Here is a 14,610-nt window from a genome sequence, read left to right on the forward strand (position 1 = left end):
AGTCGGGCGTGCGGATCTCCACCCTGCGGGACGACGCCTTGCCCGGCGAGTACATGGGCACGCGCACGAGGGCGGAGCGGTTGGCCCTTCCCCACGACACCGTCGTCGGCGCCTCGCCGCCCTGGATGAGGCGCTTGTAGGAGTTCACCCACTGGTTCGTGACCGCAGAGATCTCCCTGGCGTGGTGCAGCAGGCCCGCGACGAACGCCTTGCCCGTCTCCGACAGCTCATAGGGGTCTTCGGGGCTGTAGAAGGCGTTGCGGTCGCCCTCGAACAGCGACATATGCGTGTGCATTCCCGAACCCGGCTGGTCGCTGAACGGTTTCGGCATGAAAGTGGCCCGCACGCCCTGGGTCAGGGCCACCTCCTTGACGACGTAGCGGAACGTCATCACGTTGTCGGCCATCGTGAGCGCGTCGGCGTACCTGAGGTCGATCTCCTGCTGACCAGGAGCGCCCTCGTGGTGGGAGAACTCGACGGAGATGCCCATCTCCTCCAGCGCCTCGATGGCGTGCCTGCGGAAATGGGTCGCCGTGGCGTGGCTGGCCTGGTCGAAGTACCCGCCGTTGTCGGCGGGTTCCGGCTCCGTTCCGTCCTCGGGCATGTTCGCGAGGAGGAAGAACTCGATCTCGGGGTGCACGTAGCAGGTGAAGCCCGCCTCGCTCGCCTTCGCGAGCTGGCGGCGCAGCACGTGGCGTGGGTCGGCCCAGGACGGCGAGCCGTCGGGCATCGCGATGTCGCAGAACATCCGCGCCGAGTACCTGTCGCCGTCCGTGGTCTCCCACGGCAACACCTGGAATGTCGCGGGGTCGGGCTTGGCGACCATGTCGGACTCGTACACGCGGGCGAAGCCCTCGATGGCGGAGCCGTCGAAGCCGATGCCCTCGCTGAAGGCGCCTTCGAGTTCGGCGGGCGCGACGGCCACCGATTTCAGGAAACCGAGGACGTCGGTGAACCACAGGCGCACGAAGCGGATGTCGCGTTCCTCCAGCGTGCGCAGCACGAACTCCTGCTGGCGATCCATGCCGCGACCCTATGCCGCCCGTGTTAACGCGGTGTTTCGGGAAGGCTCTGAAGCCTCGCCCTTCCCACGTTCCCGCTGGACTTCCGCCCGCGAGGGTGATGCGCACCGTGGCCTGACGGCCGGAAAACTCCCGATACGGTAGCTCGCATGCTCCCTCGCCGCCTTGCGCTGAACCTCGTCGCCGCGCTCGTCGTGTCTGCCTCGTTGCCGGCGTGCACAGCCAATCCGGACAACTCCGGGCCGCTGCCCGGGGCGGAAGGGCTCGTCAACGCGGCCGAGGGTGCTCTTGAGGAACTGGCCAGCGTGGCTTTCGAGTTCCGGCTCACCGGCGCGGTTCCGGGTCTCCAGGTACGGGAGGTGGAGGGGGTCGCCGACCGGGGAAGGGGGCCCAACGGCTCGGCGACCGGCGAGGCCGACGCCCAGCTTCTCACCGAACGCGTCCGGTATTCGTTCGTCGTCGAAGGCAACACCCTGTCGCTGACCGAGCAGGACGGAACGACGGTGCGGCGCCCCGTTCCCGCCGATTACGCCCCAGCCAGGCTGCTCGACCCCGCCACCGGCATCCGGCAGCTGCTCGCCGAGGCGACGAACCTGACCACGGAGACGCGTGAAGAGCTCGACGACATCGAGACCTACCGGATCGGCGGCGAGCTCCGGCACGAGGTCGTGTCGGCCCTGCTGCCCGGTGTCCATGACGACGTGGACGTCAAGTTCTGGATCGCGGACGGCAGCCACCGGCTCATGCGGGTCTGGGTTCAGGTGCCTCCGAGGAAGAAGAACGAGGGCGCCACACAGCTGGAACTCGCACTGACCAGGCACAATGCCGTCGAAGTGAGGCCGAGCGACCCCTCAGCAGGCCGCCGGTGACTCTTCGCGCTCACGCGCAGCGGGTGCCCTCAGGTGGCAGGGTGCCATCGACGAGGTAGGCCACACCCGCCTTGTCAACGCAGTCGCTGCCTGCCGAGAGGAACGCGGTGTGCTGCGCGCCCTCGAAGGTCAGGAGCCTGCCGTCCATCGCCTTGGCGAGGTTGACGCCTGCCTGGTACGGCGTCGCCGGGTCGTTCGTCGTGGACACCACCAGCGTGGGAGGAACGCCCTCGACTTCGGGCAGGTGCGGTTCGGACGTGTGCTCGACCGGCCAGAACGCGCAGGCATCCCGTGCTGCCGACGGGGGAAGACCGGGGTCGAGGAACTCGGCCTTCTCGACGTACTCGGCCTGCGCGGCCTCGATGCGTTCCCTGTCGGTGACCGGAGGGTCGTCCACACAGCGGATCGCCACGAGGCCCTCGTGCGTCGAGGCGTACTTCCCGTCCGGACCGCGCTCGTAGTACATGTCGGCCAGCGCCATCATGACCGCGCCGTCACCTTTGCCGAGAGCGGCGAGCCCCTGGTTGAGGGTCGGCCACACCTGCCTGCTGTACAGCGCGGCCACGGTGCCGGTCGTGGCGTCCTCGTAGGAAAGGACCCGGCCGTCGGGCAACGCCACCGGCTCGTCGAGCAGCGGCCGCACGAGGTCCTGGTAGGTCGCCACGGCGGCGCTGGGGTCCCTGCCCAGAGCGCAGTCAGCTCGGCCCGCACACCACTTCACGAACTCGCCGAAGGTGCCGCCGAAGCCCTCCGCCTGCGCAACCAGCGCCTCCACCATGTCCTGCTCAGGGTCCACCGCCCCGTCGAGCAGCAGCGCCCTGACGTTGCGGGGAAACGTCTCCGCGTACGTGTAGCCGATGCGCGTGCCGTAGGAGTAGCCGAGGTAGGTCAGCTTCTCGTCGCCGAGCGCGGAACGCAGCACGTCCATGTCACGCACCACATCGCGGGTACCGAGGTTGGCCAGCATCTTCTTGCCGTGTCGCGTGCGCTCGACACACTTGGCCGCGAAATCCTCGGCCTCCTTCTCCGCGTCGGCGACGTCGTCGATGCCGTCGTACGCCGTGAGATCGGCGCGATCGGCGTCCATCTCCGCGTCGGTGAGGCAATCGACGGCGGGCTCGCTGGCCCCGATTCCGCGCGGGTCGAAGCCGACGAAGTCGAAACGCTCGCCCAGCTCGGTGCCGCCGACGGCGCTCGACAGCTGGGCCGCGGCGGTCATGCCCGAGCCCCCTGGACCTCCCGGGTTCAGCACGAGCGAGCCGATCCTGCTGCCGGGGTCGCTCGCCTGCCTGCGCAGCAACCCGACGGTGATCGTGGTGCCCTGCGGCTCGGCGTACGACAGCGGGACGGTGAGCCTCGCGCACTCGAGGCCGTCACCGGAGAACGCCTGCTTCGCCATCGCGTTCGTGGCGAACGGCGCGCACTCCCCCCACTCCAGTTGTTGCGCGTAGAACTTCTCAAGCCCCTCCGGAACCGGCCCGGCAGGCACCGTCGGCCCGTCGTCGCCCGAGTCCGAACAGGCGGTCAGCGACGAGAGAAGGAGGAAGGCGGCGGCCACCGGCAGGTAGCGTTTCGTCGTGCGCACGCCTGCGATCGTGCCATTACCGCTGGGAACACGGCACGCCGGCGGCTACGTTGGTCGGGGCGCGGGCTAGTAGATGGGAGAAGCGCAGGTGGCGTTGTTGAGCCGGGTCGGGAAGACGTTGAGACGCATGCTGTCCCGGCCCGCGAGTGCGGACCTGACGCGGTACGAGGCGCTCCTGCCGCGCATCGATGAGGTGGAGCCCGAACTGGAGAAGCTGTCCGACGCCGAGCTCACCGAGCGGGCGGCGAAGGTCCGCGAAGCCGGTGAGCTGGACGACGACTTGCTGGTCGAGGTGTGCGCGCTGGGCAGGGAGGCGGCGCGGCGGGCGCTCGGGGAACGCGCGTTCGACGTGCAGCTGGTCGGCACGATGGCCCTGCTCACGGGCCACGTCGTGCAGATGGCCACCGGCGAGGGCAAGACGCTGTCGGGCGCGCTCGCCGCGGCGGGCTACGCACTCGCGGGCAAGCGCGTACACGTCATCTCCGTCAACGACTACCTCGCGCGCCGCGACGCCGAGTGGATGCGCCCGGTGTACGACCTGCTCGGGGTGTCCGTCGGCTGGGTCGAGCCCGCGCTGACCAGAGAGGCCCGCCGGGACGCCTACCACCGCGAGGTGTGCTACGGAGCGGTCAGCGAGATCGGGTTCGACGTCCTTCGCGACCGGCTGGTGACGTCCGTCGGCGAGCTCACGCAGCCGGAACCCGAGGTGGCCGTCGTTGACGAGGCCGATTCGGTGCTCGTGGACGAGGCGAGGGTTCCGCTGGTGATGGCGGGTTCCGTTGACGCCGGTGTCGCCGACGAGGAGGTCGCGAAGATCGTCCGGCGGCTGAGGCTGGGGTTGCACTACGAGACCGACGCCGACGGCCGCAACGCCTGGCTCACCACGACGGGCGCGTCCGTCGTGGAGAAGGCGCTCGGCGGCATCGACCTCTACGGCGACACGGGCGCCGATCGGCTCGCGGCCGTGAACGCGGCGCTGCACGCGCACGCGCTGTTGACCAGAGACGTCGATTACCTGGTGCGCGACGGCAAGGTGCACCTCATCAACGCCTCGCGGGGCAGGGTCGCCGAATTGCAGCGCTGGCCCGACGGCCTGCAGGCGGCGGTGGAGGCGAAGGAGCAGCTCCCGCCGTCCGACCACGGGGAGATCCTCGACTCCATCACGGTGCAGGCGTTGATCGCGCGTTATCCGCAGGTGGCGGGAATGACCGGAACCGCGGTGGCGGTCGCCGAGCAACTCCGGGAGTTCTACGAGCTGGAAGTCGCCGTCATCCCGCCGAACACGCCCACCATCCGTGAGGACCTCCCGCACCGCGTCTACACGACGCCGACGCGCAAGCTGCGCGCCATCGTGGAGGAGATCCGGACGGTGCACGAGACGGGAAGGCCGATCCTCGTCGGCACTCAGGACGTCGCCGAGTCGGAGGAACTGGCTGAGAAACTGCGCAAGGCCGGCCTTTCGTGCGTCGTCCTCAACGCGCGCAACGATGCCGAGGAAGCCGCCGTCATCGCGCAGGCCGGGGCCCACGGGGCGATCACGGTGTCCACGCAGATGGCGGGAAGGGGCACGGACATCAAGCTCGGTGGCGCCGACGGCGCCGACGCCGAGCGGGTGGCCGAACTCGGCGGCCTCCACGTCATCGGCACCGCGCGGTATCCGAGCAGCAGGCTCGACGACCAGTTGCGTGGAAGGGCGGGGAGGCAGGGAGACCCCGGCAGTTCGGTGTTCTTCGCGAGCCTCGCTGACGAGCTGGTCCTCGCCCACGCGCCCGACGTCCCCGAGGGCATCCCGAGCGACGAGGACACCGGCGAGATCACCGACGCGGCGGCTCACCGGCAGATCAACCACGCGCAACGCGTCGCCGAAGGTGTCGATCTGGAGATCCACCGCAACACCTGGCGTTACACGCGCCTCATCGAGCACCAGCGGTCCGAACTGCTGCGGTACCGCGACGAGGTGCTGCGGACGGAGACGGCGACGACCCTGCTGAGGGAAGCGGAACCCGGGCGCTGCGACGAACTGGAGGACTCGCTCGGTGAGGAGTCGCTGCGGCGGGTGTGCCGCGAGATCGTGCTGTTCCATCTCGACCAGCTGTGGGCCGACCATCTGGCGTTCCTCACCGAGGTGCGGGAGACCATCCATCTGAGGGCGCTCGCGAAGGAGACCCCGCTGGACGAGTTCCACCGGACCGCTGTCCCGGCGTTCCGCAGGATCAAGGACGAGCTGGCGAAGCGCTCCGCCAAAACACTGCTGGAGGCCGAGATCACCGGCGAGGATGCCGACCTCGCAGGAGCCGGTGTCAAGAGACCGACCTCCACCTGGACCTACCTGGTGCAGGACAACCCGTTCGGCTCCGACGCCGAGCAGGCACTCAAGAAGGTACGAAGCATGCTTCGCAAGAAACGGTCCTGAGCACGTGGGCAAGAATGGGGGCATGCCACAACTGCGCATCGCTCTCGCCCAGGTGAACACCTGTGTCGGCGACCTGGACGGCAATGCCGCACTCGTCGTCGAGAACACCCGGCTGGCTTCGGCGGAGGGCGCTCACGTCGTGGTCTTCCCCGAGATGACCTTGACCGGCTACCCGGTGGAGGACCTCGCGTTGCGGGGCGCGTTCGCCGAGGCTTCGAAGGCGGCCGTCGGTGAACTGGCCCACGCGGTGGCGGACGCGGGCTGTGGCGACGTCCTGGTCGTCGTGGGGTATCTCGACGCCGATGAGGAGGGCCCTCGTAACGCCGCCGCCGTCCTGTACCGGGGCGAGGTCGTGGCGAGGCAGTACAAGCACCACCTGCCCAACTACGGCGTGTTCGACGAGCGCCGGTACTTCAAACCGGGTCACGAACTCGCCGTTGTGCGGCTGCACGGTGTCGATCTCGGCATGGTGGTGTGCGAGGACCTGTGGCAGGACGGCGGCCCCGTGACCGCGCTCGGCGCGTACGGTGTCGATCTCGTGCTGTCGCCCAACGCCTCGCCGTACGAGCGGTCGAAGGACGACGTGCGGTTGCCTCTCGTGGCGCGGCGGGCGGCCGAGGCCAAGGCCCCGATCGTGTACACCAATCAGGTCGGAGGGCAGGACGATCTGGTGTTCGACGGTGATTCGATCGTGGTGGCCGAGGACGGGACGTTGCTGGCTCGCGCGCCCCAGTTCGTCGAGCAACTGCTCGTGGTCGATCTCGACCTGCCGCGGCGCAGGCGGGAGGACGCCGGTGACGTGGCCGAGGGTTTCCGGGTGCGTCGGCGCGTGCTCACCGACACCCCGCTCGACGAGTATCCGCCCGCGTACCGGCCCGTGGTCGCCGAACCGCTGCCCGAGGAGGCGGAGGTGTGGTCGGCCCTGGTCGTCGGCCTTCGCGACTACGCGCGCAAGAACGGCTTCCGCTCGGTGATCCTCGGCTTCTCCGGGGGCATCGACTCCGCGGTCACGGCGGCGCTGGCCGCCGACGCGCTGGGCGCCGACGCGGTCCACGGGGTGTCGATGCCGTCGAAGTACTCCTCGGAGCACTCGCGCGCCGACGCCGCCGACCTCGCCGAGCGTCTCGGCTGCCACTTCCGCGTCGAACCGGTGCAGGACATGGTCGCCACCTACGTCGATCAGTTGAACCTGACGGGCCTCGCCGAGGAGAACATCCAGGCGCGGGTCCGCGGCATGCTGCTGATGGCGCTGTCGAACCTCGAGGGCCACCTCGTGCTCGCGACGGGCAACAAAACCGAACTCGCCGTCGGCTACTCCACCATCTACGGCGACGCGGTCGGCGGGTTCGCGCCCATCAAGGACGTGTTCAAGACCTACGTATGGGAGCTGGCCCGCTGGCGCAACGCGGAGGCGGAGAAGCGCGGCGAGACCCCGCCGATTCCGCCCAACTCGATCTCCAAACCCCCTTCGGCCGAGTTGCGGCCCGGCCAGCTCGACACCGACTCGCTGCCCGACTACGCACTGCTCGACGACATCCTCGACGACTACGTCGAGGGCGACCGGGGGTTCGCCGACCTGCTCGCGGCGGGGTTCGAGGCCGAGGTCATCGATAGGGTGGTGCGGATGGTGGACAGCGCCGAGTACAAGCGGCGGCAGTACCCGCCCGGCACGAAGATCACGTTCAAGGCGTTCGGCCGCGACCGAAGGCTTCCCATGACCAACAGGTGGCGGGAGGTCCACCGATCATGAGCTCGGGGACAGCGGGCATATCCGGCTTCGCAGTGTTCGGCACGCCCCTCGGACACGGCGGCATCGCATGGCGGGCCGGCACCGTGGTGCGCAGCCTGCTGCCCGAGGCCGACGCGGACGCGGTGCGTTCTCGCCTCGCCGCAGCCGTGCCCGACGGCAGGGAAGGCACCAAAAACACGGTGCCGGACTCGTTGCGGCACGTCATCGACGGAGTCGTCTCGCTGTTGCGCGGCGACGCCGTTGACCTCTCCGAGGTGCCGCTCGACCTGGCCTCCGTGCCGGCCTTCCAGCGGAGCGTGTACGAGTTCGTCCGCACGATTCCCGTCGGGCACACGGTGACCTACGGGGACGTCGCCACGCACATCGGGGAGCCGGGTGCCGCGCGGGCTGTGGGCCGCGCGCTCGGTGCCAACCCGTTCGCGCCCATCGTCCCGTGCCACCGCGTGCTGGCGGCGGGCGGCGCCATCGGCGGGTTCTCCGGCCCCGGTGGGGTGTCCACCAAACAGCGGCTACTCGCCATCGAACGGGCTCACGGCGATCAGCCCGCGCTGTTCGACCTCTAGTACCGCGGCCCCGGCGGACGCCACGGCGTCAGCCACGGCGTCGCGGGCCAGCCCTCCGCCGCCGCCATGAGCGGGAACGCCGTGGCTCCGTCGAGCGACTCCCTGATGATGTCGGCGTGCCCGGCGTGCCGGGCGGTCTCCTCGATCAGATGCAGCAGGACCCAGCGCACCGACCACGCTTCCACGTCGTCGGGAAACCATGGAACCCCACGGGGAACCGGAACGGGCTGCCCGAGGTCGTCGATACCCATGACGACCTCCTCGGTGCGCGTGGCCACCCGCTCGTACTCGGTGATGAGGTCGGCGAGGGTCTCGCCGGGAGCGAGCCGCAGATCGTCGCCGGGATCGGTCAGCCCGAGACCGCACACCAGGTCGATCCAGGTCCGCTCCGTGCGGCAGACGTGCTTCAGGATTCCGCCGACGCACAGCGAGCTGACCGTCGGTGTCTGCCGGATCTGCCGGTCGGTCAACCCGTACGCGGCGAGACACACCACGTAGCGTTGCTGGGCGAGGTAGTCGAGCAGTCCCTCGCGTTCGTCGGCGACCGGCCCGATCAACCCGGGCACGAGGTGGCCCCTTCCCTCGACGATGCCTCGGCTGGCCTCCGCACATCCTCCGCACGGCGCCCCATGCGGAGGATGTAGACGGCACCTGCCCCGAACAACACCGAAGCCCCGACCACCTGCAGCCGCGCGGCCACGCCTACGAAACGGCCGTCGAGCAACCAGCTCGCGCCCACGAGCACTGCCCACAGGGCGAACTGGACCACGAACAGTGCGAGGGTGATGCGCTTCCACCTTCCACGCCACCAGGCTCCCACGATGAGCGGCCCCACGACATGCTGCACACCGGCCAGCAACACCAGCAGATCACTCGCCCCGCCGTGAGAAACGCATCTCCCCGCGCCGTCGGGGAGACACTCAGGGGGGAACGCGGCCCTCAGCAGAAGAACGACGCCGTACGCGGACAGCACGGTCACGGTGAGCCTTCCCTGCCAGTGCACGGGCGCGATCCGGAACAGCGAGGGGCCGGCCAGCACGAAGGCGGCACCGGCGACACAGTCCGCGTACCGGAACACGTCGCTGTAGGGCTGCCCCGCCGAGGCGAGCCGCGCGGGAAAGTTGTGCCACGGCGACAGCGCGGTGTCGAGGAACGCCTCGGCGAGGAAACCGCTGTGCGCCACGGCGCCGAGGAACAGCAACCCCGCTGTGAACCGGCGGACCGCCCCCAACGGTGGCTCGGCACGGTGCGGAACCGACGGCATGGCGAGTTACTTACCACGCATCAGGCCACCGTGGTAGCCGAACGGTCACTCCTGGCCTCCCTTTCCCGCGTGTGAACTCCGTCGCAGCGGGGTTGGGCGGGGTTTTCCTCCGGTGGGACGCTGGAAAGTACCAACGATCCACGACCCGGGGACCCAGAGTGGCCTCGAGGGAAGGACGGTGCGACAGCGATGTCACCCGACACACCACGCTCTCGTGCGGAAGCCTCATCGGCGAGCACGGACAGTGCACACACCCAGGACAGCGAGACGACGGCGCCCTACGGGCAGCCGCCCGAGCAGGCGCCGCTGCGCAAGCGGGTTCGCATCCACCACCTTCAGGAGCTGAAGGAACGCGGCGAGCCGTGGCCGATGCTCACCGCCTACGACACCTACACGGCCCGCCTCTTCGAGGACGCGGGCATTCCGGTGTTGCTGGTCGGCGACTCGGCGGCCAACACGGTGTACGCATACGAGTCCTCCCTGCCCGTCACGGTCGAGGAGATGCTGTTCCTCGTCAGGGCGGTCACCAGGTCGGTGACGAAGCCGCTCGTGGTGGCCGATCTGCCGTTCGGCTCGTACCAGGTCTCGCCGGAACAGGCGGTGGCCACGTCGGTGCGGTTCATGAAGGAGGGCAGGGCCCACGCCGTCAAGCTGGAGGGCGGCCGCCGGTTCGCACCGCATGTCGAGGCCGTGACCTCGGCCGGGGTGCCCGTGATGGGGCACATCGGTTTCACCCCGCAGAGCGAGCACAGCCTCGGTGGCTATCGCGTCCAGGGGCGCGGAGCCGCCGGTGACGCTCTGATCGCGGACGCGCTGGCGTTGCAGGACGCGGGTGCGTTCGCGGTGGTCATGGAAATGGTGCCCGCCGAGGTCGCCAAGCAGATCACCCACGAGCTGACCATTCCCACGGTGGGCATCGGTGCGGGACCGGACTGCGACGCGCAGGTGCTCGTGTGGCAGGACATGGCGGGGCTGCGCACCGGACGCGTCCCGCGTTTCGTCAAGCAGTACGCCGATCTCGCCGGTGCGCTGACCACGGCGGCGCGGACGTTCGCCGACGAGGTGCGCGGCCGGTCGTTCCCCACGCCCGAGCACACCTTCCACTGACCTCACCGGCACCGCCGACCACCACCACCGCCACCACCGACGTCACCGTCACCGGCGTCGCGGCGGACCTGCTAAGAACGACCCCGCGCCGCAGGGTGACGCCTGTCGGCGCGGGGTCGTTCTCGTACGGGAGGTCAGCGGTGTCGCAGGTCGTGCCGGAGCCGGAGCTCTACCCGCCGATCACGCCACACGCCAGCGGCATGCTGGACGTCGGCGAAGGGCAGCGGGTGTACTGGGAGGCCAGTGGCAGGCCGGACGGCAAGCCCGCCGTCGTGCTGCATGGTGGTCCCGGCGGCGGGAGCAGCCCGCTCTCCCGCAGGCATTTCGACCCCGCCGTGTACCGGATCGTGCAGTTCGATCAGCGTGGCTGCGGCCGGAGCACCCCGCACGTCGGCGACGACGACGTCGATCTCTCAGTGAACACGACCTGGCACCTCGTGGCCGACATGGAGGTGCTACGCGAGCATCTCGGCATCGGGAGCTGGCTCGTGTTCGGCGGCTCGTGGGGTGCCACGCTCGCGCTCGCCTACGCCGAGACCCATCCCCGGCGCGTCAGCGAACTGGTGCTGCGCGGGGTGTTCACCGCGAGGAAGCCGGAACTCGACTGGCTCTACAACGGCGGTGCGGGCCACCTCTTCCCCGAGGCGTGGCAACGCTACGTCGAGCTCGTGCCGCCGTCGGCGCGGGACGATCTCCTCGCCGCCTACGCAGACCTCGTCGCGAGCGCGGACCCCGACACAGCCCTGCGTGCGGCCGTCGCGTGGAGCGCGTGGGAAGGCGCGATCGTGTCGATCACACCGCAGTCGCACTTCCTCTCCGGCTACAGCGCCCCGCCGTTCGCCGTCGCCTTCGCCCGGATCGCCCTGCACTACTTCACTCACGGCGCGTGGCTCGACGAAGGGCAGCTGTTGCGCGACGCCGACCGGCTCGCGGGGATTCCCGGCCACATCGTGCAGGGCCGCTACGACGTGGTGTGCCCGCCCGTCACGGCCTTCGACCTGCATCGCGCGTGGCCCGGCTCGACGTTGACCGTGGTCGAGGGCGCGGGGCACGCGGTCACCGACCCCGGCGTGCTCGCTGCTCTTCGGCGCGCGACCGACACCTTCGCGGTGAACCGCTGAACCGGCACCGCTGACGGGGCCGTCACCGCGTCCGCACCCGCGAGAGCGCGGCGTCGAGTTCTCCCCTGGCGTCGGCCAGTGAGGGGCCGTACCACGTGAGCCGCCGCCCCGACACCAGCACGTAGGGGATGCCGGGAAAGTGGTCCGGGCCGTCGTCGTCGGTGAAGACGTACGGCTCGTCGGGCAGCACGAGCAGGTCGGCCTCGCCGTCGGCGAAGCGGGCCCTCAACTCCGCGACGTCAGGCCGCGGATAGCGGTCGGCGTGATCGGCGTAGACGTTGTGGACGCCGAGGCGACGCAACACATCACCGCCGAAGGTGTCCCTACCGAGCACCACCCAGGGCTTGCGCCAGACCGGCACGACGGCGCGGGTGCGCACGGGAGCCGGGTCACGGAAAGCGCGGTCGGCCTTGGTGAGCCACGCGGGCACCTCGACGTCGAAGGCGTGCGTGAACAGCGTGCGCAGCGACTCCAGCGCCATGGGCACGGTCGCGGGCGCCTCGGTGACCCACACGGCGATACCGGCCTCACGCAGGCGGCGCACGTCCTCCGGCCGGTTCTCCTCCGCGTTGCCCACCACCAGATCCGGCGCGCAGTCCAGCATCGCATCGACCTTCGGGTACTTCGATCCGCCCACCCTGACGACGTCGAGGTCGGCGGGATGCGTGCAGTAGTCGGTGGCCCCCACCAGAATCCCCGGCACGGTCACCGCCACCGCCTCCGTCAACGACGGCACCAGTGACACGACCCTGCGCGGAGGCCGGGGCAAGGCGACGTCGTCGCCCAGATCGTCCTTCACGTCGTGTACTCCAGCAGAACGTCGGCATGGCAGGGCTCCGGGGTGCACCAGCAGCCCAGCGCCCGCCCGTTCAGTTCGCCGCCACGCAGGCGGCGCAGCAGTTCGGGCTGCTCGCGAAGGTATTCGCGGTAGTGCCGGACCATCGCCCTGCGGTCCTTGCCCGCCTCCTTCACGAAGGGGTTGGCGAAGTCGGACTCCGGCCACGAATGCCGGTTACTTCCGTGTCCGACGTAGGTGATGAGGTCACGCTCGGCCAGCCACGGCACGAGCCGCTTGTGCGGCCCCGACTTTCGGACGTTCACGACGACGCTGTACCCGGCCAGTACCTGGTCCCTCAGCGCCTTCTCGTCGTCGGTCCAGCCCTGGTCCCGCTGCTTCTCGCCGTTCTCGTCACGCTTGCTCAAAACACACCCTCCGGTTGGCGACATCGACCTCGGTGAGCCGCACCGTGACCTCGGTGCCCTCCTGCGCCGTCACGCCGGCGCAGCGCGCCAGCACAGGCGGGTTCTCGACGAACACCTCCGCCGTACCCGACGAGCCCGACCGCAGCACGACCCCGTCGAACGTCGTGCCGACGTGGTCGGCGAGCACCCACGCCCCGACCTGGTCGAGGCAGGCCCGCTCGACCTGCGACGCCCTCGCGTCGGAAAGACCCATCAGCCTCGGCAGCTCGGGAAGGGCACGGCGCACCCACTCCGGCACCTCGTCCCCCGCTGTGACCGCGAGACACACCTCGGTGGCGAAGCGATCCACCAGCCGCCGGATCGGCGCGGTCACATGCGCGTAAGGGCCGCCGATGCCCGCATGACCGACACAGTCCGGAACCTCGCCGTCGAAGGCCGTGTACCCCGCTCCCCTGAGCAACCGCACCGTGCCCGCGTGCAACGCCAGCGACGACGGCTCGGCCGGATCGAGCCCCGACAGCACCTCCGCCACGCCTGCCGTGTCGGGCCACGGCACGCCGAGCGCACGGGCCGACCGGCGCAGCCAGTCCACCGCGTCGTCTCCTGCCTCGGGCACCGTGCGCAGCACACCGATCCCTGCCTCGATCATCAGTTCCGCCGCGGCCATCCCCGTGAGCAGGGAGATCTCGGCGTTCCACTCCTCGACGTCGTGTCTCGGCCTTCGCACCAGCGCCCAGCCGCCCTGCGGCCCCGTGCTGATGCGTTGCTCGGGCACCTGTGGCTCCAGCGCGCCCCGCAGCATCGCCAGCTCACGCCGCAACCTGCCCAGTTCGGGAAGCAGCGCGACGGAAGGATGAGGTGTGCCGTCCCGCAGCGCCGTGGCCACCGTGTCGTAGTCGAGCCGCTCCTGCGAACGGACCCAGGCGCGGCGTACCCGCACGGCGAAGGGCTCGCCGTCGGCGTCCACGTCGAGGGTCCACAACACCGAGGGCCGCACCACGCCGGGCAGCAGGCTCGCCGCGTGCTCGGACAGGATCGCCGGGTGCAGTTCCACGTTGCCGTCCGGCAGATACAGCGTCTGACCGCGACCTCTGGCCTCGGCGTCCAGCGCCCCGCCCGGTGAGACGAACGCGGCGACGTCGGCGATCGCGTAATGCACGCGGAAGCCGGACCTGCCCCGCCGCTCCAGCAGCATGGCCTGGTCGAGGTCCTTGGACCCCGGCGGATCGACGGTCACCAGCGGCAGTCCGGTGGCGTCCTCGCGAGGGTGACAGCCGGGCGCGGGGTCGCTCGCCACGGCTTCGGCCTCGGCGAGGGCGCCGGGAGAGAAGGACTCCGGCAGCGCGAACTCGGCGCGCAGCGAGGCGAAGTCGCCGGCGCCCTGGCCGTGCGCCACCAGAGCCACTCCTCGACCCTAACCCGGTGGCGCCAGGCCGTGCCCGGTCATCGGATCAGCCGCGTGCCCACTCACCGCTCGCCGAGGTCCTCGCCCTCCCACTCAGCCTCTGCCTCGTCGGCGCGTTTCGTGCGCTCCCTGGCGATCTCGAGTGCGCGGCGCGCTGTGGCCTCGTCGGGATACGGCCCCATGAGGTCGATGGCACGCGACAGCTCGCCGTGCTCGACCTCGCCCGTGCGCGTGTTGTACCACCAGCCCTCAGGCGGATTCGAGTCCTTACGTTTGGGTGCCATACCTGTCAGCGTGGCACGGACGAC

At 70.0% G+C, this 14,610-nt stretch carries 14 protein-coding genes (1 of these 14 cut by a window edge); 6 read left to right on the forward strand and 8 right to left on the reverse strand.

The genetic code is table 11. The annotated features are described in order from the left end of the window. Nucleotides 1-1,024, reverse strand: partial view of a type I glutamate--ammonia ligase gene (gene glnA / locus SACXIDRAFT_RS06080; protein ID WP_006237626.1) — the 5' portion only. The gene continues 320 nt to the left of window position 1, outside the view; only the first 1,024 of its 1,344 coding nucleotides appear in the window; its start codon is at nucleotides 1,022-1,024; the stop codon falls past the left edge of the window. A gap of 147 nt (nucleotides 1,025-1,171) precedes the next feature. Here glnA and SACXIDRAFT_RS06085 point away from each other — a divergent pair, with 147 nt between their 5' ends. Then, nucleotides 1,172-1,891, forward strand: a complete 720-nt coding sequence (locus tag SACXIDRAFT_RS06085; RefSeq protein ID WP_006237627.1) for an LppX_LprAFG lipoprotein — start codon at nucleotides 1,172-1,174, stop codon at nucleotides 1,889-1,891. A 10-nt stretch (nucleotides 1,892-1,901) separates the two neighbouring features. Here the strand turns inward: SACXIDRAFT_RS06085 and SACXIDRAFT_RS06090 are convergent, their stop codons facing one another. Further along, nucleotides 1,902-3,476, reverse strand: a complete 1,575-nt coding sequence (locus tag SACXIDRAFT_RS06090; protein ID WP_006237628.1) for an alpha/beta hydrolase — start codon at nucleotides 3,474-3,476, stop codon at nucleotides 1,902-1,904. Nucleotides 3,477-3,564: 88 nt separating this feature from the next. Between SACXIDRAFT_RS06090 and secA2 the strand changes: the two genes are divergently transcribed. Genes secA2 through SACXIDRAFT_RS06105 form a run of 3 tightly spaced genes read left to right on the forward strand, consistent with a single transcriptional unit; the run spans nucleotide 3,565 to nucleotide 8,202 of the window. After that, nucleotides 3,565-5,889, forward strand: a complete 2,325-nt coding sequence (gene secA2, locus SACXIDRAFT_RS06095) for an accessory Sec system translocase SecA2 (protein WP_006237629.1) — start codon at nucleotides 3,565-3,567, stop codon at nucleotides 5,887-5,889. A 22-nt stretch (nucleotides 5,890-5,911) separates the two neighbouring features. Continuing rightward, complete coding sequence (locus SACXIDRAFT_RS06100; RefSeq protein ID WP_040922067.1) at nucleotides 5,912-7,639, forward strand: NAD+ synthase; 1,728 nt, start codon at nucleotides 5,912-5,914, stop codon at nucleotides 7,637-7,639. Continuing rightward, the gene (locus SACXIDRAFT_RS06105) at nucleotides 7,636-8,202 is read left to right on the forward strand and encodes a methylated-DNA--[protein]-cysteine S-methyltransferase (RefSeq protein ID WP_006237631.1); all 567 of its coding nucleotides are present in this window, start codon (nucleotides 7,636-7,638) and stop codon (nucleotides 8,200-8,202) included. Before SACXIDRAFT_RS06100 ends, SACXIDRAFT_RS06105 begins: the two co-directional genes overlap by 4 nt. Here SACXIDRAFT_RS06105 and SACXIDRAFT_RS06110 read toward each other — a convergent pair. Beyond that, complete coding sequence (locus SACXIDRAFT_RS06110) at nucleotides 8,199-8,768, reverse strand: DinB family protein (protein ID WP_006237632.1); 570 nt, start codon at nucleotides 8,766-8,768, stop codon at nucleotides 8,199-8,201. The two genes, SACXIDRAFT_RS06105 and SACXIDRAFT_RS06110, sit on opposite strands and share 4 nt — an antisense overlap. Next, nucleotides 8,756-9,466: a DUF998 domain-containing protein gene (locus tag SACXIDRAFT_RS06115; protein ID WP_006237633.1), complete on the reverse strand. Its 711-nt coding sequence runs from the start codon at nucleotides 9,464-9,466 to the stop codon at nucleotides 8,756-8,758. Before SACXIDRAFT_RS06115 ends, SACXIDRAFT_RS06110 begins: the two co-directional genes overlap by 13 nt. Nucleotides 9,467-9,655: 189 nt before the next feature. On the opposite strand from SACXIDRAFT_RS06115, the gene panB reads away from it, so the two are divergent. After that, entirely contained in the window at nucleotides 9,656-10,573 is a 918-nt protein-coding gene (gene panB / locus SACXIDRAFT_RS06120) for a 3-methyl-2-oxobutanoate hydroxymethyltransferase (RefSeq protein WP_006237634.1), read from the forward strand. 140 nt (nucleotides 10,574-10,713) lie between these two features. Then, nucleotides 10,714-11,694 (forward strand): prolyl aminopeptidase, encoded by a 981-nt coding sequence (gene pip, locus SACXIDRAFT_RS06125; RefSeq protein WP_006237635.1) that lies wholly within the window; start codon nucleotides 10,714-10,716, stop codon nucleotides 11,692-11,694. Nucleotides 11,695-11,716: 22 nt separating this feature from the next. Here the strand turns inward: pip and SACXIDRAFT_RS06130 are convergent, their stop codons facing one another. From SACXIDRAFT_RS06130 to SACXIDRAFT_RS06145, 4 genes are all read right to left on the reverse strand, one after another. Then, a complete protein-coding gene (locus tag SACXIDRAFT_RS06130) occupies nucleotides 11,717-12,493 on the reverse strand; it encodes a helical backbone metal receptor (RefSeq protein WP_006237637.1) in 777 nt (258 codons plus the stop codon). After that, complete coding sequence (locus tag SACXIDRAFT_RS06135) at nucleotides 12,490-12,897, reverse strand: DUF4326 domain-containing protein (protein WP_006237638.1); 408 nt, start codon at nucleotides 12,895-12,897, stop codon at nucleotides 12,490-12,492. Before SACXIDRAFT_RS06135 ends, SACXIDRAFT_RS06130 begins: the two co-directional genes overlap by 4 nt. Then, nucleotides 12,884-14,302 carry an RNB domain-containing ribonuclease gene (locus tag SACXIDRAFT_RS06140; RefSeq protein ID WP_083840064.1) on the reverse strand — a complete coding sequence of 473 codons (1,419 nt, stop codon included), beginning with the start codon at nucleotides 14,300-14,302 and terminating at the stop codon, nucleotides 12,884-12,886. The genes SACXIDRAFT_RS06135 and SACXIDRAFT_RS06140 overlap by 14 nt, the downstream gene beginning before the upstream one ends. Nucleotides 14,303-14,364: 62 nt before the next feature. Then, nucleotides 14,365-14,586 (reverse strand): hypothetical protein, encoded by a 222-nt coding sequence (locus tag SACXIDRAFT_RS06145; RefSeq protein ID WP_006237640.1) that lies wholly within the window; start codon nucleotides 14,584-14,586, stop codon nucleotides 14,365-14,367. Nucleotides 14,587-14,610 lie beyond the last annotated feature (24 nt).

Origin of the sequence: Saccharomonospora xinjiangensis XJ-54, assembly GCF_000258175.1 — a bacterium.
GTDB classification, from domain to species: Bacteria; Actinomycetota; Actinomycetes; order Mycobacteriales; family Pseudonocardiaceae; genus Saccharomonospora; species Saccharomonospora xinjiangensis.